This window comes from Hymenobacter chitinivorans DSM 11115, assembly GCF_002797555.1.
GTDB classification, from domain to species: Bacteria; Bacteroidota; Bacteroidia; order Cytophagales; family Hymenobacteraceae; genus Hymenobacter; species Hymenobacter chitinivorans.
In genome coordinates this window covers 127,596-150,426 of record NZ_PGFA01000005.1, presented here as the reverse complement: position 1 = coordinate 150,426, position 22,831 = coordinate 127,596, and the positions used below count along the sequence as shown (strand labels likewise).

The window sequence follows — 22,831 nt, the reverse complement described above, 5'->3', positions numbered from 1 at the left end:
TTATATGACGACTTTCCGCTGGTATATACTGGGCCTGCTGCTCCTCTTTGGCGCCTACGTATCCGTGGAGTACAACCGACCCAAAGCTCTGGATTGGCGGCCTACTTACCAGAACAAGGATAAGATTCCCTACGGTACCTACGTGCTCTATCAGGTGCTACCCGAGGTGATGGGCGTAGCGGCCCGGGAAGTGAAGCCCATCCGGCTGCCCGTGTATAGCCAGCTCGAAGGGGAGGACGAAGTAGATCCGACTTCAACTACTGAGGAAGTGTATCTGGAGCAGGATGAGCAGGCGGAAGCTACCCCCGACAGCACCGCGGCGCCCACCGATTCGCTGGCGGAACCGGGGCGCGCAGTAACGCCGGCAGCCGACACCACCGAGGAAAGTGACTATGCCCAGGGCCTGGCCGAATCGGATTACCCCAAGGCGACTTACCTGTTCGTCAACGACGGCTTCGACCTGAGTTCGGCCGACACCCGCGCGCTGCTGCGGCACGTGGCCCGCGGTAACGACGTGTTTATTGCCGCCGAGCAGTTCAACTCCCGGTTTGCCGATACGCTCGGATTCCGAACCCAGGCCTTTCTAGGCCAGCCCCGCCTGCGCCGCAACAACTCCCAAGCTCTGCTCAACGACTCAGTTGAGATTTTTCTGAGCAATCCGCGGCTGGCTCGCCCGGCGGGCCGGTCTTTCCGTTTCCCCATTCTGGGCGCCTCCTACCGCATCGTGCCCGACAGCGCCCTGCAAGCCACCCAGCTGGCCGCCGACGCCCAGGGCCGGCCCGTGCTGGTCCGGATTCCGCACGGCCGGGGCCACGTCTACATCTGCTCCGTGCCGCTGGCATTTACCAACTACTTCGTGCTGCAGCCGCCCACCAGCAACCTGGCTTTTGCGGCCCTCTCCTACCTGCCCGCCGGCCGCCCCGTGTGGTGGGATGAGTACCAGAAGCAGGGCCGGCTGGGCGAGCAGTCCTTGCTGCGGGTGCTGCTGGCCCACGACGCCCTGCGCCGGGCCCTGTACCTGGGCTTGTTTGGGGCCCTGCTGTTCGTGCTGTTCGAGGCCCGGCGACGGCAGCGCATCATCCCAATTCTGAAGCCCCTGCCCAACACGACCCTGCAATTCACCCGCACCGTGGCCGGCCTCTACCGCCAGGGCAGCAACCACACCCTGATTGCCGAGAAAAAAATCGGGCTGTTCCTGGAGTTTCTGCGCCAGCGCCTCAACGAGCCCGGCCTCGACTTCAACGACGCCGAAGCCCGGGAGCGGGTAGCGCAGAAGTCGGGCGTGCCCGTGGCCGCGGTAGAGCAACTCGTGCGCCGCATCAATCTAATCCGGACGGCGCCCGAGGTATCGGACACCGAATTGCTGCTGCTCAGCCGCACGCTACACGAATTTCGCCAAGCCGTCAGCAAATAATTGTACTATGCTACAAAATAGAACTTTACCACTTTTCCACTATTCCGGCATGAGCTTCATTTGCGTTAAACTCCTATTTTACTTAAGCATAGCTCGTGGCTAATTAAATAATTCTCACCCTAATTTACTCTCACGCTCCGCTTAATCTTCGCATGGAAAATACGTTTGAACCCGAATCCAATTCCGTTGAGCCAATTGAGCCGGCTACTGCGCCGGAAACTGCCGCCTTCGTACCTCGCACCAATTTAAGCGGCCTGAGCCGGCACGCCGAGGCCATCCGCGGGGAGCTGAGCAAGGTCATTGTGGGCCAGCACGATTTGGCCGAACTGCTGCTGACGGCCGTGCTGGCCGATGGCCACGTGCTGCTGGAAGGCGTGCCCGGCGTGGCCAAAACCCTCACGGCCAAATTGCTGGCCCGCACCCTGGCCGTGCCATTCAGCCGCCTGCAGTTCACCCCCGACCTGATGCCCTCCGATGTGCTGGGCACGGCCGTGTTCCGGCCCAACACCTCGGAATTTGAGTTTCGACCCGGCCCCATCTTCGCCAGCATCGTGCTGATTGATGAAATCAACCGGGCCCCGGCCAAAACCCAATCAGCCCTGTTTGAGGTGATGGAAGAGCGGCAAATAACGCAGGACGGCACCCGTTACCCCATGGCCGACCCGTTTGTGGTGCTGGCCACCCAAAACCCAATTGAGCAGGAAGGCACTTACCGCCTGCCCGAGGCCCAGCTCGACCGGTTTCTATTTAAGCTCCACGTGGGCTACCCCACCCAGGAGGAGGAAGTGGCTATTCTGCAGGGCCACCACGCCGGCCTGGGCAGCACCGCCCTGGAGCAAGTACAGGCCGTACTGACGGCCGCCGACCTGCGGGAGCTGCGCCAGCAGGTACAGCGCCAGCACGTGGAGCCCCAGCTGCTGGAATACATTGCCCGCCTCGTGGGCCAGACCCGGGCCCACAAAAGTCTGTACCTGGGAGCTTCGCCGCGGGCTTCCCTGGCCCTGCTCAACGGTGCCAAAGCCCTGGCCGCCCTGCGCGGCCGCGACTTCGTGACGCCGGAAGACGTGCAGTACCTGGCGCCCCACGTGCTGCGCCACCGCATCTTGCTCACGCCCGAGCGCGAAATGGAAGGCCAAGCGGCCGACGACGTGGTCAAGCAGATTGTCCAGCAGATTGAAGTGCCACGCTAGCCCGGCTACTGGTTCTGTCAACCCGGAGTAACCCTTTTTGCGCTTCGGCGCCCGTTTTCGTCTGTATTTCGTGAAATCCCTGTTTCTGACCCTGCGCTTTTTCCTGCTGCTGATGGCCGTGGTCTTCGGGCTGGTAGTAGCCTTTTTCTGGCCGGCCCTGCTGGTGCCCATGCAGCTGCTGCTGGGCCTGCTGGTGGTGCTCACGCTGGTCGACTGGCTGCTGCTCTTTGCCCCGGCCCGCACCGGGGCCGGCGGGGTTTTCGGGCGGCGGGTGCTGGGCGATAAGCTGGCCAATGGCAGCGACAACGACGTGGCCATCTACCTCGAAAACACCTACCGCTTCCCGGTCACGACGGAAACCATCGACGAAATTCCGGTCCAGTTTCAGCGCCGCGACGTGCTGTTTCGGGCCGCGGTGCCGGCCGGCCAGACCAGCATTATTCAGTATCAGCTGCGGCCCGTGCGCCGCGGCGAGTACCAGTTTGGGGCCCTGAATGTGTTTGTTAAGTCGCCGCTGGGACTGGTACAGCGGCGCTTCCGCTACGGCCAAGACCAAGTGGTGCCGGTGTACCCGTCGTTTTTGCAGATGCGGCAGTACGAGCTGCTGGCCATCAGCAACCGACTCACCGAAATCGGGGTAAAGCGCATCCGCCGGGTGGGCCACAGCATGGAGTTTGAGCAGATCCGGCCCTACGTGGCCGGCGACGACCCGCGCACCATCAACTGGAAAGCGACGGCCCGCCGCGCCGGCACCGGCACCGATACGCTGGTCGTGAACCACTACCAGGACGAGCGGGCCCAGCAGGTGTACTGCCTTATCGACAAGGGCCGGGTGATGCGCATGCCGTTTGAGGGTTTAAGTTTGCTCGATTACGCCATCAACGCCACGCTGGTCGTGAGCAACATTGCGCTGCTCAAGCACGACAAGGCCGGCCTGCTCACCTTCGCCGACCGGCTGAGCACGGTGGTGCCGGCCGAGCGGCGGGCGGGCCACATGCAGAAGATTCTGGAAGTGCTCTATAAGCAGCGCACCCGCTACCTGGAAACCGACTACCAGCTGCTGTATTCCAACATCAAGGCCAAAATCCGGCAGCGCAGCCTGCTCATTTTGTTTACTAACTTCGAAACCCTCAACGGCCTCCAACGCCAGCTGCCCTACTTGCGCGGCCTGGCCAAAGACCACCTGCTGCTGGTCGTGTTCTTTGAAAACACTGAGCTCCAATACTACCTCGACCAGCCCGCCACCAGCACCGCCGACGTCTACAACCAGACCATTGCCGAAAAATTTGCCCAGGAAAAGCGCCAGATTGTGCGCGAGCTGCAGCGCTACGGCATTTATAGTCTGCTCACCCCACCCCAGCAACTCACCGCCAATACTATCAACCGCTACCTGGAATTTAAGTCCCGGGGCCTGATTTAACCAATGGAGGCCGGGCTGTTTCTCGCCGAAAGGCAGTGGTGTGACTGAACCCAGCCGACTAACTGGCTGCCTTGCCGTCGGCCACAGCACACGTAACACCGGGCTCAGAAACCCCGGTAGTCGGGCGGAGCGGTAAGGAGCCGCTGGAGTAAGGATGATTGTTCAGCAGTCGAAAAAATGCCTCTGGTAGCGCCTAAGCCCGGTTTGGTGCACTTAGGCCCGGTCGTTGCGTACCTTTAGCGTCCGTCGTTTTCCCTGTTTATGCTGACTCGCTCCTTGTTGTCCCGATTTGTAGTCACGGTTTTACTCTGCGGCCTGGGAATGTATCCGTTGGTCGCCCAGAACCCTGCCCTAGCCGATACCCGGGGGCTACTGCCGGTGCCGACTACGGTGCAGTGGGGCCAAAGTCGCCTGACGCTGAAAGGCCACTGGCGGGTGCGGCTACAGGGGCCCCAGGCCGATTCGGCGCTGCGCCCCGTTCTCACGGAGTTTGGCACCTGGCTAAGCCAGCAAACCAGCGACAAACGCCTGACAACCCAGTTTGTGGCCGCTGGCGCCCCAGCCGACCTGACCATTGCCTACGGCCGCCTGGGCCAACTCGCTACCCTCGGCGACGAGGAAATGTACAGCCTGCGCGTGACGCCAATGGGCATTTCTTTGTCGGCCAACACGCACCGGGGTATTCTGCACGGCCTGGCCACGCTGCGCCAGCTGCTGAACACGGAGAAAAAGGACTATCATTTTCCCGAGGTCGACATTGCCGACTCGCCCCGCTTTCCGTGGCGCGGCCTGCTCATTGACGCGGCCCGGCACTTTATGCCCCTGCCCGTGCTCAAGCGCAACCTCGACGGCATGGCCGCCGTGAAGCTCAACGTGCTGCACTGGCACCTTTCCGACGACCAGGCTTTTCGGGTCGAAAGCAAGGTCCTGCCCCGCCTGCACCAAGTTGGGGGGCAGTTTTATACCCAGGCTCAGGTGCGCGAGGTGGTGCGCTACGCCGCCCAGCGCGGCATTCGGGTGATTCCCGAGTTCGACATGCCCGGCCACACTACCAGCTGGATGGCCGCGTATCCGGAGCTGGCCTCCATCGACTCAACCTACGGCCCGGCCCAAACCTGGCGCACGCTCAACATTGCCCTGGACCCCACCAAGGAAACCACCTACCAGCTGATCGACAAGATGCTGGGCGAAATGACGGCGCTCTTTCCCGACCCCTACTTCCACATCGGCGGCGACGAAAACGACGGGCGGCAGTGGCGACGCAGTCCGCGCGTGATGGCCTGGGCCAAGGAAAACGGCTTTCTCAAAACCAACGGCCAGCTTGACAAGCACGCCCTGCAGACGCACTTCAACCGGCGCATTCTGCAGTTTGTGACCAAATACCAGAAGAGAATGGTGGGCTGGGACGAAATTTTGGGTCCGGGCCTGCCCGAAGACGCCGTCATTCAGAGCTGGCGGGGCCGCAAGGGGCTCTATGATGCCGCCAAGCAGGGCCACGCCGCGCTGCTCTCCAACGGCTACTACCTGGACTTGAACCTGTCGGCCGCCAGCTCCTACCTCAACGACCCGGTGCCGGCCGATGCCCCACTCACGGCCAGCCAGAAAAGCCTCATTCTGGGCGGCGAGGCCACTATGTGGTCCGAATTTGCCGACAGCGTCATCATCGAAAGCCGCATCTGGCCCCGGGCGGCGGCAGTGGCCGAGCGACTGTGGTCGGCCAGCGACGTGCGCGACGTGCCCGATATGTACCGCCGCCTGGGCGTGGTATCGGCCGAGCTTGAAACCCTGGGGCTGCGCCACCGCAAGGCGCCCGAGCAGCTATTAGCGCAATTGGCCGGGGGCCGCGACGTGGCCCCACTACGGACTCTGGCTGGCGTGCTGGAACCCGTGAAAGAGTATAAACGTCATTTTCAAGGCTTTACCTACACGCCTTCCACCCCGCTCACCCGCCTGGTCGATGCGGCCCCGGCCGAGTCGGAAGCAGCCCGGCAATTTGGCGTGGCCGTGGAGGGACTGAGCCAGTATTTGGAGCTGGCCCCGGCGGCCGAGCGGTTTAAAGGAGCTAGCTCCAAAGCGTTGCTGGCCTTCCTGAACGCCCAACTGCGCACCTGGGAAAGCAACGACCAGAAGCTACAGCCCCTGCTGCTGAAGGGCTCCAGCCTGTGGGAATACGCCCCGCTCTCCACTCAGCTGCGCCTGCTCTCGACCTTGGGCCTGGAGCGCCTGCAGATGCTGGAGAAAGGGCAGAAACCGTCGGCGGCCTGGCAGGCCACGGCCCTCAAGCAGCTGGACGCGGCCAAAGCCCCGGCGGGTCAGGCCGAGCTGGCCGTGGTAAGCCACCTGCGCAAGCTCTTGACCTTGTAAGCCGAGCTCAGCCCCATAGCCGCGGCGCACTGACTACTACTGGTCAGCGCGCTGCGGCTTTTTGCTTGCAATGTGGGAAAATACTTGGTTCTGCCATTAGGCGTTGGTGTAGCAGCCAGCTTTAAAACAGCACCGACACCTGCATGCGGCCGGTATGAATCGGGGCCAGGCCGTTGGGCTTGCGGCCGTCGTAGGCTACGGTGATGTTGAGGCCGTTGCTGAGGCGCTGCTCCAGGTTCAGGTTCCAGGTAAAGTTGCTGCCGGGCCGCAGGGCATTCAGGATTTCCAGGGCCACGAGTGAGGTTTGGTCGGCGTCGAAGCCCACGCGCACGTAGCGCGCCGTGCCGCTCACGGTGCGCTTGCTCACCTGGCTAATGCGCGTTTCCAGCCCCAGTTCGTCGAACACGCCGCGGATGTCCTGGTCGGGGCCGGCGGTGTTGCGCTTGTCGAGGCGCTGGTAGGTGCCGGTGAAGCGCAGGGTGCTGTTGGGCTGGTAGCTGATTTCGGGCGTCACCTCGTAAATCAGAATCCGGAAGTTGCGGGTCGGCGAATAGTCCGAAATACTTTCCCGGATGCTGCGGGCCGTGTTGAGCCGGCCGGTGAAGCTCTGGGCCAGGGTGCGCCGCAGCAGCACCGACTGGCTGGCCAGGTTGCGCACGTCGAACCCCTGGGTGAGCAGCACTTTCTGCTGGGTTTGCTGCACCGTGAATTCGGCCCCGAAGATGGGGTTGGACCGGTTGAAGTAGAGCGTGTTGCGCAGCAGCTTATTCAACGACAGCAGCAACGTATCCTCGGTTTGGAAGGCAAACGGGTTGAGGCGGGAGCCCAGATCCTTGTCGATGGTGCGCCGGTCGAGGGTGACGCTGCTGATGGTGGAAAAGCGGGCCAGCAGACTGCGCCAGCCGGGCTGCTCCCGCCACTGCCGGGGTGCGTTTAGCGTGAGCCGGTAGCCGAAACGGTTGGTAAAGGCAATGATGTAGTCGTTGGTCGGCAAAAACACCTTGATATAGGTGCGGTACTGGGCCTCGGGCGTTTGGGCCTCAAAGAACTCGTCTTTCTGCTGAATTCCGTCGCCGTTGGTGTCCTGGTAATAGTGCGTGCCCTGCCCGGCCACCACGGCAATAAAGGAAAAGTCGCGGCGCAGCTCCCGGCCCGTGGCTACGCTGTAGCTCAGCTCCGAGCGCAGCACGTTCTGCAGAAACGTGGCGTTCCAGTCGAGCTTGCCCAGCACGGTGCTCTGGCGGGCCGAGTCGCGGGCACTCAGGGCGCGGTAAGTGGCCAGCAGGTTCAGGTCCTGGTTTTTGCCCAGGCGGGCGGCCAGCAGGCCCTGCCAGGTCTGGGCCTGCCCGCGGGTGCGCAGCTCGTTGAGCAGGGGCGTCTGGTCGCGGCGGTAGGTGTAGTCGAGGCGGAAACGGGTTTTGGCGCTGTCCCGGCTTTGCACAAACACGTTGTGCTCGTCGAAGTAGTTGGCCGAGCTCAGCGAGTCGCCGCTGGGCAGGGCCACCCGGTTTTTGTCGAAGCGGTAGGCGTAGCCGGGCACCAGTGGGCCGCGGGCGTAGCGGGCCGCGGCCTCGCCCCGGGCCCAGGTAGAGCGGAACCGGCCGGCCTCGGTGCTGAGCAAAAACAGGCCGGCGCGCAGCTCTACGTCGCCGAGCTTCTGGGCCACGTCCAGCCAGTTCTGCAGCCCGTTGACTTCCCCGGCCCGGTAGCGCCGCGTCACGCGGTAGTTGATCAGGTTGTTGGCGTCCTTCACGGCGCCCACCGAGAAGTTGAGCACATTATCCTCCCGGGCCACGCGCCGGGTAGCATTGCCCTGCACAGTGCTGGTCGTGCTCCAGTTGCGGTCAAACTCGATGTCGCGGTACCGGTCGATGGGCGCGAAACGGTGGCTGGTGTACTCGTAGTCCAGGGCGCTGCGAAACTTGTACGCCTTCAGAATCGGCAGGGCCAGGGCGCGGTCCAGCACGGTGTAGCCCACGTGCAGGGCCTGGCCCTTATCGGCCTGGGCCGAAAACCGGTTGAGGTCGAGGTCGGTGGAAGCCACGTCCACGAAGACCGTGGTGGTAGAGTCGAGGCGGTAGTTGGCGCCCACCGAAATCATCTGCTTTTCCAGGGGCGTGGGCAGCAGCCGCTCGTCGAGGTAGCGGCCCCGCCCCTGCCCCACGTACTCGAATACCCGGCCGTTGGCGTTGGTGTAGCGCGTGCTCAGGTTGTAGCTGCCGCCGCCCGTGCCCTTATCGGTAAAGCGCACGGTGTACACCTGCCGCGTGGAGTCGGGCGGGTAGGTGAAGACCCGGACCAGCTGCTGGGTTACGGGGTCCAGCACTTCGGCCTGGTTATACTGCAGCTTGCGCCGGTCGTAGGTTTCGGCCGTGGCCCCGGGCGCGCTTACCTGGCTCACGTTTTCGGTTACGCGGCGCAGCAGGGCCCGGGTGCTGTCGTCCAGGGTCAGGTTGGGCGAGTTGTCGGGGTTGTCGGCTTCGCGGTAGTAGTTGGCGTGCACGCTGAGCTTGCCCAGCTCCTGGTAGTGACTCAGGTGGTAGAGCGAGCGGGAATAGTTGAAGTCGGAATACTCAAAGTCAACCTTGATGCGGGAGTTGCGGGTAATCAGGTGCTGGGGCGAAAACGTCACCTCGGCCTGGTTGTAGTCGATGACGTAGTCGAAATCGAAGCCCCGGGTCAGCAGGCGGCCGTCGAGGTAGACCCGCTCGGAATTGGCCAGCACGATAATAAACTGCTCGCCGTTGGGCCCGCGCAGACGGTAGGGTCCCTGCACGTTTTCGATGGGCGCAATGTCGATGGAAGCAAACTTGCCCTTGGCCACGCCCGCCGCCACGGTGGTGTTGCTGCGGCGCCCGACTTTGGTACCCAGGTTGGTTTCGATGGCGGCGCCCTGCACGTTTTTGTAGAAGCGCAGAAAGTAGTCGGGCTTGTTGCGCAGCACCACGTCGCCGGCCGTCAGGTTCCAGCGCGGGTGGGTCAGGGTGATGTAAATCCGGTCGAATTCCTGGAGCTGCTGGGTGTTACCCTCGGGCTGAAACGGCACGTTCTGGTCACTAATAGCCGCCGTGAGCGTGATGTCGTCGGTGAGCTTGCCGTCGAGCTGCAGGTTGAGCGAGGAGTTGACAAACACGTTCTGGGTGTTGCCAAAGGAAATGCCGCGCGAGAGGTTGCCGGTTTTGTTGATGCCCGGCGTGCTCAGGATCTGCTCCTTCACGGCAAAATCCTGCAGGCCGAAAGGTCGGCGGCCAAAGCCCACGCTGTCCATCAGGGCGCGGGGCCGGCGGTAGCGCGGGGCCGTGAGCTGAAACGGCAGCACCCGGTAGCACACCAGCACCGAGTCGGTAGCCAGGCTCCCGCCGCCCGCCGAATCGGGAGCGGCGGCCGGCACGGGGCGCACCAGCTGGTAGCGGCCGGTGCGGGCGTCATAGGCCACCGAGCGGCCCGCCACGCTCACCGACGACGGCACGATGGTCACTGAATCGGTCAGGGCGAAGCTGGTCGTGTCGCGGCCCGGCGCCAGGCGCACCCAGCGGCAGCGCCTGGACGAAGGCACGTCCCGCTGCTGCTGGGCCTGGCCCCCCAGGCTGAGCAACAGCCCCGACAGAAGCAGCAGGCAAATGCGCAGGATATAAAGCGTATTGCTGCTGATCATTCGGTACTGGCAACGGGGGAGTTCATCTTCGGCAAGCGGGCAGGTGGCTGGACAACGCTAAAAGCCATGGATTTAGTTTTTAGTTGTTCGTTGTCAGTTGTTGGTCTTGGCAAACAGAACCCTAACAACTGACAACGAACAACCAGCTTACGCCGGCGCCAGAGGTAGTTCGATGCAGAAGGTGGTGCCTACGCCCTCCTCGGTTTCAAACCAGATTTTGCCGCCCGCGCTTTCGATACCGCGCCGGGCCACGGCCAGCCCGATGCCCGAACCAGACTCCTTGGTCGTGAAGTTGGGCACAAACACCTTTTCGCGCACGTCCAGCGGTATTCCGGCCCCGTTGTCCTCGATGCAGACCCGGACCCGGTCGGGGCCCACGGCTTCGAGCTGGGCTTTTATCAGCGGCTTGCGGGCTTCGGGCACGGCCTGCAGGGCATTAATCAGCAGGTTGTTGAAAGTGCGCACCAGCAGGTTCTCGTCGGCAAACACCACGTACTGCCCGTCCTCGGCTTCGGGCGTGAGTTCCAGCTCGATGCTGCCACCCCGGGCCCCACCCTGGTGCAGGCCCACACAACGGCGCAGAATCGAGGCCACGTCGAGGCGCTCGGGGCGCATGGCGGGCAGGTTGGTGAAGTTGCTGAACGAGGTGGCAATGTCGCTGAGCACGTCGACCTGGGTTATAAGGGTCTGGGAAATCTTGCCGATGAGCTCTTCGGCGTTGGGCCGCTTTTCGGCAATGGCCTTCTGCAGAAATTGCAGGCTGAGCTTCATCGGCGTCAGCGGGTTCTTGATTTCGTGGGCCACCTGCCGGGCCATTTCCCGCCAGGCGGCTTCTTTTTCCTGAGTGGCCAGCTCCTGCTTGCTTTCCTCGAGCTTGAGCAGCATGGCGTTGTACTCGCGCACCAGCAGCCCGATTTCGTCCGACGACTCGTAGGCCAGCATTTCGTTTTGCCCGGTCAGCGTCGTGTGCTTCAGCTTTTCGGTGAGCACCTTCAGCGGGGCCGTCAGCATGCGCGAGGCAATGAAGGTCAGGACCAAAAACAGGATGAACATCACGGTGAAGATGTTCAGAATGGTCGAAATCAGCTCGATAAGCTTGTTGTCCAGCTCTTTTTCCGAGTCGAAGAACGGAATGCCCACGTAGCCCACCACCACGTTGGCCCGCTCGGGGCCCAGTACCGTGCGCAGGGGCAAATACAGCGAGTTGAACGACAAGGTGCCGGCCCGCTCGGTGAGCAGCACCCGGGGCTGGGCCTGCTCGGCCAGGGCGGCGGCAGCCTGGGGGTTCATCAACGGGCTCAGCAGGCCCGACTCGAAAATCAGGGGCTGGCTGCTCACCAGCAGCACGCCCTGGGCATCGTAGAGGTTCAGGTCGGTTTCGGTCAGGCTCGACACGTTTTCGGCCAGGTCCACGAGGGCCGTTCGGCTGGCGGTATCGGCCAGCACGCCGCGGTTTTTGAGCAGATTTTCCTGTACTGTGCGGCCCCGCCGCTCGTAGGTGCGCAGCAGGTCACGCTTGTAGGAGTTGGTCACCTGGCTGGCCGTGGCAATGCTGACCACAATGAGCGGCACCAGAATCCCGAAGTTGAGGAAGAGCTGAATCTTGGTGCTGAAATTGGTGCGGAACGCCTCAAAATACCGCCCCCGGGCCAGCATATAGACCCCAATGCAGAGCAGCCAGAAAAAGGTGTGCAGCAAAAACAGGAAGGAAAAGTTGGCCAGCCAGTCGGCCACCGAGTACGTGGCCGTCGTCACGACGGCCGTGCGGTTCTGCGGGCCGCGCACGGCCAGGTGGTGGAAGCCGTTGACCGACAACCCGGTGCTGTACAAGCGTGGGTCGAGCAGCTGCTGGGCCGGGAGCTGGTTGACGTAGTCGAAGTCGCCTTCGTTGTAGACCAGGCGGCCATTTTCGTAACCCGCGTAGCTGAGCTCGGGCCCCAGACTGGGCTGAAAAAACTTCTGGTCCACGAGCAGCTCGGGCACTACGCTGTAGGCCGTGAGCTTCTTCAATGACAGCTCCAGCAGTACCGTGCTGTTGCCCCCGCGCGGACTCGGCACGGCCACGAAGGCCACGTAGCGCCGGGTGCTGAACGAGCTGGGGTTGCGAATCAGGTACACGTTGGGCTGGTCGGTGGCCATGGCGGTGCGCAGCAGCTGGCGGCGCGTGGCCGGCAGCTGCCCTTTGGATTTGGGCTCCTGAATGGGCTTGCCGGCCGGGTCAAAGAGCGTAACCTGCACCTCGTACTTGTCGAAATAGTCGCGCAGGTAGTACTTCACAATCTTCTGGCGCACCACGTCCTGGTTGCTAAAGGGACTGGCTAGCATGGTCCGGATCAGCGGGTCGGCAGCCATTTCGCGGGTGCGCTCGGCCAGCAGGTACTCGCCCTGCAGGTCGTTATCCACCAGCAGGTTGCCGGCAATTTTCTGCTTGGTCAGCACTAGCTGCCGGTCGAAATGCTCGTAGAGGGCCAGGGCGCCCACCGCCGAGCTAATCCCCAGCATCAGGAAAATGAACAGGTACACCTGATAAGGCACAATGGCGGCAATCTGCTTGAGCCCGGTAATGCGCACCACCGTGAAAAACAGCAGCGTCAGGCCCAGCAGGATAGCTGTCGATTCGCCCAGCACGATGCCGGTCGGCAAAAACAGCAGCGTGGAAAAGGCCAGCAGGGAAGCGCCCAGCCGTCGGGTGGCGGGTCGGCTAATGGCAATGAAGAGCTGGGACAGAATATAAAACCCAACCAAATAGCCGCCCGTGTGCAGCACAATAGCCAAACACAGCAGCAGCTTGAAGCTCGACAGCTGAATATTCTGGGTGATGTCGAGCACCAGCTGGGAGTTGTTGAAGCTGTTGGCATAAAACTGAAACAGCATGTGCAGCAGCCCCCAAAACGCCATAACCACCGCCGCCCCGCTCACAACCCGGCCCATGAAGCTTTGGGCGTGCCGCATCTGCCGCACCACGCCGTAGCGCCGAAACAGCAGCAGCACGTAATACGCCGTCAGCGTCAGCAGCAGGGCGTTAATCAGCAAGTCGCCCAACGAGGGCGACAACCACGACGCCGCGTACAGGCGCGGGTCGAACAGGGGCAGCTCGACGATGGAAAACGGCAACCCCAAGTACAGCAGCACGGCCCGGTAAGCCGCTAGTGGCACCACAATGCTGGCTGCCCCGGCCAGTACCCGGCCCTGGCCCAGCAGGCGGCGGGCCAGCAGCAGCCAGCCCACGATATACAGCCCCGAGCCGAACCCCAGAAAAGCTAGCAGCAGGTATTTTCCGGTTATGGGGTTGGTTTGCAGGCTCTCGACCGAGCACAGGTACTTGCCTTCCTGGGAGCGGAGCCACGGCAGGCGGGAGCCGGGCATATTGGCCATAATCCGCACATTAAGCCCCCGGAACAAGGCCTTTTCCGCGCCCTCCCGTAGGTACCGGTTGCTGATACCGTAGCGCTTTTCCAGCGGAATATAAGTCAGCACGACGTAGGGCCCGGCGGTTTGTCGAAACGCCAGGTAGTAGCCGAACTTCATTTCCACCAGCTTCTCGTGGAAGGACTGTCCCACGTTTTCAGGCTCGGGCCGGGTGGTGTGGTCCGACCAATACAGGAGCTTGTCGCCGCGGAAAACGAAGCAGGGGTAGGTAGTGCGGCCCACCAGGGTGCCAAAGTTGAGTTCCCCGCTTTGCAGGCGCCGGGCTACGTCGGCCCCATCCCGCTGGGCCACCTGCTCGGCACCTTCCACCAGGTTTTGCAAGCGTACCACGTCGGTGTGCAGCAGTACGCCCGAAGCGCGTGTCCCGTAGTGGTTGCTCAAGAAAGCCCCCACAAAGCAGAGGGCCGCCACCAGCAGCACGATAAGGGGAGAAAAGCGGGACGACTTCAACAGCGAAACGAAAGGTGAAAGGCTACAAAACGTAAAAATCTGGGTGGAAACCCAAACAAAAATGCCGCCAAAGGGCGGCATTTCCTATTCTTAGAACTTCCCGTAGCTCTTGCTCAGGACTGGGGCCGATACCGGATACCGCCGAAAAAGTACAGCATCACGGCCCGGGCGTAGCGAAACAGCAACGGCGTCAGCAGCAGTATGGTCAGGGCCACCGTCGTCACGTACACCCACACGGGCGGGTCGTGCGCTAGGTAATACAGTAGCACACCCACTGCCACGACAATACCGACGGAAAAGCCATAACTCACGTACATGGCGCCCCAGTAAAAGCCGACTTCCGGCTCGTAGTGCTGCCCGCATTCCAGACAAGCCTCGTACATGTCGTCGAACCTAGTCAGGTGCAGGGCCGAGTACTTGAACAGTGGCCCCCGGTGACAGCGCGGGCACCTCAGGGCCAGCAGCGCCACTGCCGCGGAGGATTCGGCCACTACTTGTTTTTCTTGTGGGTATTGCGGTACCAGAAGTACCCTATTGTGCCAATGAGTAGGTAAGGCACGGTCATCAGGTATACAATACCTTTATTTAGACCCGAGGTATCATACGAATCTTTCTCAGTGCGGGCGGCTTCCACCTGCGTTTTACACATGGTGCACTGCGCCTGCGAGGCCAACGGGGCCAGGCTCAGTAGCACGGCCAGCACCAGGGCGAATAATCCAGCTCCTATCTTTTTCATCTCTTTGAAAACCAACTACGTGAAGAAAAGTTGCCTGCAACTCAGGTGTAGTACGGCGAAATCATGAAGTACACGATAACGCCCGTTATGGAAACGTAAAGCCAGATGGGAAAGGTCCAACGGGCAATGCGGCGGTGCTTGGCAAACTGCTCGGTTAGGGCGAAGTAGAGCGTAAACAGCACCAGGCCCACCGTCACGGCCGCCAGCAGGATGTGGCTGAGCAGGATAAAGTAGTAAACGCCCCGAATCAGGCCTTCCCCCCCGAATTTGGTGGACTCGACCTGGGAATGATACACCACGTACGACACCAGGAACAAGGCGCCCAGCCCGAAGGCGGTACCCATCATGGCCCGGTGCCGGAGCACCTGCTTTTGCCGGATAAAGTAAAAGCCTAGTAGCAAGCACACCGCCGTCAGCGAATTCAGCACGGCGTTAACGGCCGGCAGGAACTTCACCTGCGCGCCGGCAATATGAAACGACTTGGAGAAAAAATGCAGAATGGCTACTACCACTGGTATAGCCACTCCCAGGATGATCATAAGGGCCTTAATCCGGGCATTGCTGCCCGCAGGGTTAGCGGCCGGACTTGTCGTGGTCATAGGTGTACAGCAAAACGCTGATTTCGGTGATGAGGCGCTCTACCTCCCGCGGCTTGGTACCGTCGTAAATGCCCCGCACCTGGTGGTTACGGTCCACTAAGTACAGGTTCTGGCTGTGCACGATGCCAGGGGCTGCCCCCGAGGGGGCGGGCAGGCGAAACTCCTCCGTTGCTAACCGGTACAGTTCCGCTTTGTTGCCGGTCAGGAAGAACCACTTGCCGGCAATAGCGCCGTACTGCTCAGCGTAGCGGGCCAGCACCGCCACCGAGTCGTGCTCGGGGTCGACGGTGAAGGACACGAGTTTGACGCGGGGCTCCTTCCGGTACTTTTCCTGCACCCGCATTAATTGGCTGTTCACGCGTGGGCAGGCCCCGGGGCAAGTGGCAAAAAAGAAACTGGCCACGTACAGCCCGCCCTTCACGTCCTGCTGGCTCACCACGCGCCCCGATTGGGACGGCAGCCGGAAATCGGGCAGGGTATGAAAAACAGTATCGCGCTGCCACTCCCCCCCTACCAGCGTCGAGTCGACACGGTCGGGCAGGTAAGTTGGCAGCGCGAAACGGTTGGTACCGAAGGTTTTGAGAAACAAAAACGCCAGTACCGGCAAAAGCAGAATGAGGCCCAGAACCAGGGTTTGCTTGGGCCGCATTCGTTTACTTGAAGGCGTTGTAAATAGCCTCGCCAATAGCCGAACCTTCGGTAATCAGCGCGACCATCAGCCAGATCAGCAGGGCCATGGGCACCAGAATCGACCAGATCAGACCCTTGGTCTCATGCTTGAGGTGCATGAATTCGGCCACGATGAAGAAGGCCTTGAAGATGGTCAACACAATCAGAATCGAGTTCCGGAAAGTGCTGGGGTCCATGATGAAGGTTACGGCAAATTCAAGGGCCGTAACACCCACCAGGACGAAGAACGTTTTCCAGATCCAGCCCGTGACGGGGCGCGGAATCTCACCGGTTGGCTGGGTGTGGTCAGTTGCGTGATGAGCCATATGAGTAAGGAAGTAAAAGCGAAGGAAAAAAGACGAGCCTAATTCGTATTAAACGAGGTAGAAGAAGGTAAATACGAATACCCACACCAAGTCAACGAAGTGCCAGTACAGACCGATTTTCTCGACCATTTCGTAGTGGCCGCGCTTCTCGAAAGTACCATTGGTAGTAGCAATGAAAGCCCAGGTCAGCAGCACCAGTCCGCTGAATACGTGGGTACCGTGGAAACCGGTGATAAAGAAGAACAAGTCGGCGAAGAGCACGGGGCCGTACTGGTTCATCTGCAGGTTGGCGCCGTGGAAAATCGTGCCGTCCAGCATCTTGGTGCCTTCCTCCGTGCCGTGGATAAAGTGGCTCCACTCCCAGGCCTGGCAGCTGATGAACGTAGCGCCGAAGAGCAAAGTCCACAACAGCCATTTCTGCACGTCGGCCTTGTCCATGCGGTGGCCGGCTTCTACGGCCAGTACCATCGTCACGGAGCTAAAGATCAGGATCATCGTCATCAACGCTACGAAAGCCAGCGGCAGGTCCATGCCGTGCAGGCCAGGGAACGAGTTGAAAACGTGGTCCGGGATGGGCCAGTACGCGGTGGAGAACACAAAATCTTTGTGGTCACCGGTGTACGCCAGGTGGCGGTGGCGCATCAACCCGTAGGTCGTCAGGAAAGCGGCAAACGTGAAGGCATCCGACAGCAGGAAGAACCACATCATCAGCTTGCCATAGCTAGCCTTGAAAGGTTCGTTGCCGCCATCCCAGGTCCCGGAGCGGGGCCGCTCGATGGAGGCGTTGTTGTGAAGCGTCTGCGTCGTGGAGGTGGTGGACATAACGAGCGAAGTAAAAACGAAATCAGTGGTTCAAAAGTAGGAACAAATACAGGTACAACCAAAGCGCCCCGAGGAAGTGCCAGTAGATTGTGGCATTGCCAATGGAGAGCATCTGGCGGGAATGTACCTGATAGTTCAGGCTTTTACGTAGTACGATGAGCAGAAAGATCAGGCCTGTAATTAGGTGAAAACCGTGCACGCCGGTCAGCACATACAGGAAGGAGCCGGAGGGGTTAGCATCTACGCCGCCGAAAAAGATCTTGTTGTCGACCAGGTCGCCCCAGACGTTGTACTGCCCTACCAGGAAAATCAGGCCCAGGACAAAGGTCAGAAACAGACCGATTTGCGCCCGCCGCACCTCGTCCTTGCGGGCCGAAAAATACGCCCACTGCATGGTAGCGCTGCTGAGCAGAATAACGACGGTGGTGTAGAGCAGGCCCGCGGGCAGGTCAAACTCCAGCCAGTTGCCTTCCTCCCGGCGCACGATATAGGCGCTGGTGTAGGCGGCAAAAATCATGGTGATGCTGATCATCATCAGCCACAGCAGAAGCCGCTTGGGGTGAGTACCCGTGCCGGCTTCTTTGTCTTGCAATATTTCGGAAGTTGCCATCCTGAAACGTTAAATTTTGTCGAAAACCAGCGCAATCTGCACGATTGGCAGGTACAAAAACGACCCGAACATGATGCGCATGGCGGCCTTTTTGGAGCAGGTCCGCATCAGGTAAAAGGTCTGCATTAGAAACAGCACCCCGCAGACCACGGCAATCAGGGCCGAGGTTTTGCCCGCCATGCCCAGCTGCAGGGGCAACAGGCTCAGCGGAATCAGCAGCAGGGTGTAGGTCATGATCTGGAAAGCCGTCCGCAAATCCTTGCCGCCGGGGGTGGGCAGCATCTTGAAGCCGGCCTTCTTGTAGTCTTCATCTAAAACCCAGGCTATGGCCCAAAAGTGCGGAAACTGCCACATGAATTGAATACCAAACAGCACCCAGGCCTCGGTGCCCAGCACGCCCGTAGCAGCTACCCAGCCCAGCAAGGGCGGCATCCCGCCCGGAATGGCCCCCACAGCCACGCAAATGGGCGAAATGGTCTTAAGCGGGGTGTAAACGAAGCCGTACAGAATCAAGGACAGCAGGGACAGAGCCGCCGCCAGGGTATTGAAAAAGTACCCGAGAATGAACAGCCCAACCGCGCCCATGATGAGGGCAAACACCCAGGCTTCGGTTCGGTTCAGCACGCCCGTCGGCAACGGCCGCTTGGCCGTGCGCTTCATGAGCTTGTCGAGGTCAATTTCGTGGATCTGGTTGATGGTATTGGCCGAACCCGTAACGGCCAGGCCGCCCAGCAGCACCAGCAAGGCCCGGCTCCAATCAAACTCCTGGGCGCCCAGCAAATAGCCGATGGCGCTGGAAAAGGCCACCGTTAATGCCAGTCGGAATTTGATTAACTGGAAATAGGCCTTGGCTTTCGTCATTCTTACGCAATCAAAACTCCCGACAGATCAGCCTCAAACGGGGCCGCAAAGTTACGCAACAACGCCCGGATAAGCGGCCTGCCGTTCGAATTTCGTTGCCCGGCTATGCAGAACAATGGTCAGGAACTGGGTTCCGAACAATACGGTAGCCAGCGTGAGGTGAATTGGCTGCACCAAAGCGGGCAGGGCAAAGTAGGCCAGCGTGACACCCGCCAGGATTTCCAGCCCGATCAGGCCCATGTTGGCCAGCGCCATGCGCCGCAGCTGGCCCGAAGGCAGCTTGTAGAGTTGGTAGGCCACGTAGGCATTCAGCAGCAGCAGCAGCGCCGAAAAAGAGCGGTGAAATTTGAAAATATTGCCCAGCTGCTCTATCCAGGCGGCCCGGTTCAGGTAGTTAGCGGCAAAAGCCACCATATCCACTTCTTCCCGCACCTGAGTGCCAAGCACAATCTGCACGAAAGTCAGCAGCGTAATCAGCCACAGCCACGGGGTCAGGCCGGGGGTAGTGGGCACGGCCTCCGGATGTGTAGTCTCGCGCTGGGAGCGAATCACCGCGTAAATCAGCATGGCGACAATCACCAGGGCCAGGCCCATGTGGATAGTGACCATGACAGGCAGCAGGTTGGTCGAAACAACCAAGGAGCCCAAATAGCCCTGCACGCCCGTCAGCAGAAATGACCAGAAGGCCAGCCAGAACACTGGCCGGTCGCGCCGCCAGTAGGGCAAGGCAAATACCACCGTCAGGAACACGAACAGGCCAATCAGCGCACCAACCAGTCGGTTGACGTACTCAATCCACGTTTTAGTAACGTTGAAGTCGGTTTCGATGTACTGGGTGGGGTGGGCAAAAATGTCGCTAGCCACCTGCTTAAAGCCCAGCCGCTGCAGCGTTTTAGCCAGCTTCTGGTTTTTGGCCACCCGCTGCGCCGTATAGATTTCCTTGTAGTTGGCCGGTAGCTGACTAGCCTCAGTGGGCGGCACCCAGGTGCCAAAGCACTTGGGCCAGTCGGGGCATCCCATTCCGGAGCCCGTACTGCGCACGATGCCACCAACCAAAATCAGAACGTACACGGCCACCACAGTGACGATGCCGATAAGGCGGAAGCGGCGTACAAATGCGGGTACTATCATATTGTGTTATGAAGACTTATGCTGCCAATAAAACAATCGAAAAGACGGTTTGATTAGACAGCCAAACGGGGAAACCCAGCCGGTGATGCCGGTACCGGATTTCCCCGTTATTGGGTAATAAAAAACGGGCCGCCGTGGATACAGCGGCCCGTTTTACTTGCCAGTTAAACGACTATTCCTCGTTGTCCTGCTCGTAGGGCAGGTTCGACGACTGCGTCTGCGAGTACGGTACGTTCTGCGGGATGAAGTCCTCAGCTGCACCGGGCTTGCTGTAGTCGTAGGGCCAACGGTAGACAGCGGGAATCTCGCCGGGCCAGTTGCCGTGACCGGGAACCACGGGCGTCGTCCACTCCAGGGTGGTCGAGTTCCAGGGGTTCTCCGTAGCGCGACGGCCGCGGAAGATGCTGTAGAAGAAGTTGAAGATGAAGATAAACTGACCAAAGAAGGCCAGAATAGCCGCGGCCGAAATGAATTTGTTCAAGTCAGCAAACTGGCTGAACGAGTCGAAACCAGTCCAGGCGTAGTAACGACGGGGGAAACCGGCAATACCTACGTAGTGCATCGGCATAAATACCAGGTATACGCCAATGAACGTCAGCCAGAAGTGGATGTAGCCCAGCTTCTCGTCGAGCATACGGCCGAACATCTTGGGGAACCAGTGGTACACCCCGGCAAACAGACCAAAGAAGGCCGAGCTACCCATTACCAGGTGGAAGTGAGCTACCACGAAGTACGTGTTGTGCATCTGGATGTCGATGGCGGCGTTACCGAGGATAATACCGGTCAGACCACCCGAGATGAACAGCGACACGAAGCCAATCGAGAACAGCATGGCCGTGGTGAAGCGGATGTTACCGCGCCACAGCGTGGCCAGCCAGTTGAAGGTCTTCACGGCCGAAGGAACGGCGATGATCAGCGTCAGGAACATGAACACCGAACCCAGGAAGGGGTTCATGCCGGTTACGAACATGTGGTGAGCCCACACAACGAACGACAGCAGCGAAATGCCGAGCAGCGAGCCAATCATAGCGCGGTAGCCGAAGATTGGCTTACGAGCGTTGGTGGCCAGAATTTCCGACACCATACCCATGGCAGGCATGATAACGATGTATACTTCGGGGTGACCCAGGAACCAGAACAAGTGCTGGAACAGAATCGGGCTACCTCCCTGGTGGTTCAGCGCCTGTCCGGCAATGTAGATGTCCGACAGGAAGAACGAAGTACCGAACGAACGGTCGAAGATCAGCAGCAGAGCCGCCGAGAACAGCACCGGGAACGAGAGCAAGCCCAGGATAGCCGTCAGGAAGAAAGCCCAAATGGTCAGGGGCAGCTTCGACATCGACATGCCGCGGGTACGCAGGTTGATTACCGTGGTGATGTAGTTAACGCCACCCAGCAGCTGCGACACGATGAACAGCGCCATCGAAACCAGCCACAGCGTCATGCCCAAGCCCGAACCAGGAATAGCCTGGGGCAGGGCGCTCAGCGGCGGGTAGATTGTCCAGCCGGCAGCGGCCGGACCCGTCTCAATGAAGAGCGAGGTGAACATGATAACACTGGAGATAAAGAAGAACCAGTACGAAAGCATGTTCATGAAGCCCGAAGCCATGTCGCGGGCCCCAACCTGCAGCGGAATCAGGAAGTTGGAGAACGTACCCGACAAACCGGCCGTCAGCACGAAGAATACCATGATGGTACCGTGCATTGTAACCAAGGCCAGGTAGAACTCGGGGTTCAGCTTACCGGCTTCGATCCATTTGCCCAGGAAGGGCGAAAGCCATTCGAAGGTCGACTCGGGCCAGCCGAGTTGCAGACGGAACAAGCTGGAGAGCGTACCACCAATGATAGCCCAGAAGATACCCGTAATCAGGAACTGCTTGGCAATAACTTTGTGGTCCTGGCTGAAGACGTACTTGAACAGCCAGTGCTGGTCATGGTGCTCGTCGTGGTGCAGGTGCTCGTCGTGCGTGGTGTTTGGCTCGGTTACCCCGATGCCACCCTGCACTTGCGAGTGAGTAGGAAGATTAGCAGCCATAAAAGAGAGCGTGCGTTAAGTAAGAATTAGAGCGAGGCCTTGGCAGCCGGAGTTACAACAGCTGCAGCAGCTGAAGCGTTTTCCTTTTCTCCCAATTTGTCCGATTTCTGCTGGAAGCTAGCCAGAACATCAGGGTTCTGCTCCGAGAAAGACTTTTGCTGAGCAAACCAAGCCACGTAATCGTCCGGCTCGTCTACTACAATGTTCAGCTTCATAGCGAAGTGACCACGGCCGCAGATCTGGTTGCAGGCCAGCTCGTAGTTGAACTTGGGGTTGCCCAGCTGAGCGCGCATCTCATCGGTCGTCTTGGTGGGGGTAAACCAGAACTTGGTCGGCATACCGGGCACGGCGTACATCTGCACGCGGAAGTGCGGCATGTATACGGCGTGCAGCACGTCGCGCGAGCGAATCTTGAGCAGTACGGGGTGGCCCTTGGGCACGTGAATCTCACCGGCTACGAAGTCATCCAGACCGCTCTTGTCGCTGAGGTCGAAGCCGAACTCGTTGGTAGCATCAATCAGACGGTAGTTAACCACGCCCAGCTTCTGGTCGCGACCGGGGTAACGTACGAGCCAGTTGAACTGCTTGCCCATTACTTCCAGCACTACCGAATCCTTGGGAGCCGGACCGGTGATTTTGGTCCACTCTTTCCAGCCGGCGAATACCAGACCAGCCATTACGATGGCGGGGATTACCGTCCAGATAATTTCAATCTTGTTGTTGTGGGGGAAGAAGTAAGCGCGACGCCCTTCCTTGTGCTGGTACTTATAGGAGTACACAAACAGGGCAATGTGGGTCAGGACGAACACGATGCCAATGATGATCATCGTCGTCCAGAACAGGCGCTCCATCTCGTGGCCGTGAACCGACGCAATCGGCGGGTTCATCTTGCCATAGTTTTCGATGAAGGAATACGTAAACGCGGCTCCCCCAACAATCATGAAGATGATGAAGAGAATAGCGTTGACGCGGTTACTCGTGCCAATCTCGCGCGCCGAGCTGCCCGAGAAAATGGAAGTCAGAATCTGGATGCGGAACAGCAGGCCGAACACGACCAGCAGCAGCACGAGCACCAGAAGAATACCAAGAGCAATCATTAGTTGAGTGAAGAGGTGAGAGT

General features: G+C 60.2%; 17 protein-coding genes. 4 read left to right on the top strand and 13 right to left on the bottom strand.

Features of this window, described 5'->3' with window-relative positions:
• Window positions 1-4 precede the first annotated feature (4 nt).
• The 4 genes from CLV45_RS23290 (at window position 5) to CLV45_RS23275 (ending at window position 6,388) form a co-directional block, all read left to right on the top strand.
• Window positions 5-1,414, top strand: coding sequence for a DUF4350 domain-containing protein (locus CLV45_RS23290; RefSeq protein ID WP_100338907.1), 1,410 nt, complete (start codon window positions 5-7; stop codon window positions 1,412-1,414).
• Between the two features lie 152 nt (window positions 1,415-1,566).
• Complete coding sequence (locus CLV45_RS23285) at window positions 1,567-2,604, top strand: AAA family ATPase (protein ID WP_100338906.1); 1,038 nt, start codon at window positions 1,567-1,569, stop codon at window positions 2,602-2,604.
• Window positions 2,605-2,665: 61 nt separating this feature from the next.
• Entirely contained in the window at window positions 2,666-4,024 is a 1,359-nt protein-coding gene (locus CLV45_RS23280; protein ID WP_100339058.1) for a DUF58 domain-containing protein, read from the top strand.
• A gap of 321 nt (window positions 4,025-4,345) precedes the next feature.
• The gene (locus CLV45_RS23275) at window positions 4,346-6,388 is read left to right on the top strand and encodes a beta-N-acetylhexosaminidase (protein ID WP_170061923.1); all 2,043 of its coding nucleotides are present in this window, start codon (window positions 4,346-4,348) and stop codon (window positions 6,386-6,388) included.
• A gap of 121 nt (window positions 6,389-6,509) precedes the next feature.
• On the opposite strand, the gene CLV45_RS23270 is transcribed toward CLV45_RS23275, so the two are convergent.
• The 13 genes from CLV45_RS23270 to CLV45_RS23210 form a co-directional block, all read right to left on the bottom strand.
• Window positions 6,510-10,043 carry a hypothetical protein gene (locus CLV45_RS23270; protein ID WP_100338904.1) on the bottom strand — a complete coding sequence of 1,178 codons (3,534 nt, stop codon included), beginning with the start codon at window positions 10,041-10,043 and terminating at the stop codon, window positions 6,510-6,512.
• 147 nt (window positions 10,044-10,190) lie between these two features.
• Window positions 10,191-13,922 carry a sensor histidine kinase gene (locus tag CLV45_RS23265; RefSeq protein WP_157807757.1) on the bottom strand — a complete coding sequence of 1,244 codons (3,732 nt, stop codon included), beginning with the start codon at window positions 13,920-13,922 and terminating at the stop codon, window positions 10,191-10,193.
• Between the two features lie 113 nt (window positions 13,923-14,035).
• Complete coding sequence (locus tag CLV45_RS23260; RefSeq protein ID WP_245882972.1) at window positions 14,036-14,413, bottom strand: DUF983 domain-containing protein; 378 nt, start codon at window positions 14,411-14,413, stop codon at window positions 14,036-14,038.
• The gene (locus tag CLV45_RS23255) at window positions 14,413-14,658 is read right to left on the bottom strand and encodes a hypothetical protein (protein ID WP_100338902.1); all 246 of its coding nucleotides are present in this window, start codon (window positions 14,656-14,658) and stop codon (window positions 14,413-14,415) included. Before CLV45_RS23255 ends, CLV45_RS23260 begins: the two co-directional genes overlap by 1 nt.
• Window positions 14,659-14,699: 41 nt before the next feature.
• On the bottom strand, window positions 14,700-15,257 hold the full coding sequence (locus CLV45_RS23250) for a DUF420 domain-containing protein (protein WP_100338901.1): 558 nt from the start codon (window positions 15,255-15,257) through the stop codon (window positions 14,700-14,702).
• Window positions 15,232-15,906, bottom strand: coding sequence for an SCO family protein (locus CLV45_RS23245; RefSeq protein ID WP_100338900.1), 675 nt, complete (start codon window positions 15,904-15,906; stop codon window positions 15,232-15,234). Before CLV45_RS23245 ends, CLV45_RS23250 begins: the two co-directional genes overlap by 26 nt.
• A gap of 4 nt (window positions 15,907-15,910) precedes the next feature.
• Window positions 15,911-16,252 carry a cytochrome C oxidase subunit IV family protein gene (locus tag CLV45_RS23240; protein WP_100338899.1) on the bottom strand — a complete coding sequence of 114 codons (342 nt, stop codon included), beginning with the start codon at window positions 16,250-16,252 and terminating at the stop codon, window positions 15,911-15,913.
• 48 nt (window positions 16,253-16,300) lie between these two features.
• Window positions 16,301-17,074: a cytochrome c oxidase subunit 3 gene (locus CLV45_RS23235; protein WP_100338898.1), complete on the bottom strand. Its 774-nt coding sequence runs from the start codon at window positions 17,072-17,074 to the stop codon at window positions 16,301-16,303.
• Window positions 17,075-17,096: 22 nt separating this feature from the next.
• Complete coding sequence (locus CLV45_RS23230) at window positions 17,097-17,684, bottom strand: cytochrome c oxidase subunit 3 (protein ID WP_100338897.1); 588 nt, start codon at window positions 17,682-17,684, stop codon at window positions 17,097-17,099.
• A 9-nt stretch (window positions 17,685-17,693) separates the two neighbouring features.
• A complete protein-coding gene (gene cyoE, locus CLV45_RS23225; RefSeq protein WP_100338896.1) occupies window positions 17,694-18,545 on the bottom strand; it encodes a heme o synthase in 852 nt (283 codons plus the stop codon).
• A gap of 51 nt (window positions 18,546-18,596) precedes the next feature.
• Window positions 18,597-19,676, bottom strand: a complete 1,080-nt coding sequence (locus CLV45_RS23220; protein WP_100338895.1) for a COX15/CtaA family protein — start codon at window positions 19,674-19,676, stop codon at window positions 18,597-18,599.
• Between the two features lie 172 nt (window positions 19,677-19,848).
• Window positions 19,849-21,711, bottom strand: coding sequence for a cytochrome c oxidase subunit I (locus tag CLV45_RS23215; protein WP_245882971.1), 1,863 nt, complete (start codon window positions 21,709-21,711; stop codon window positions 19,849-19,851).
• Between the two features lie 26 nt (window positions 21,712-21,737).
• Window positions 21,738-22,808, bottom strand: coding sequence for a cytochrome c oxidase subunit II (locus CLV45_RS23210; protein ID WP_100338894.1), 1,071 nt, complete (start codon window positions 22,806-22,808; stop codon window positions 21,738-21,740).
• Between the last annotated feature and the right edge of the window lie 23 nt (window positions 22,809-22,831).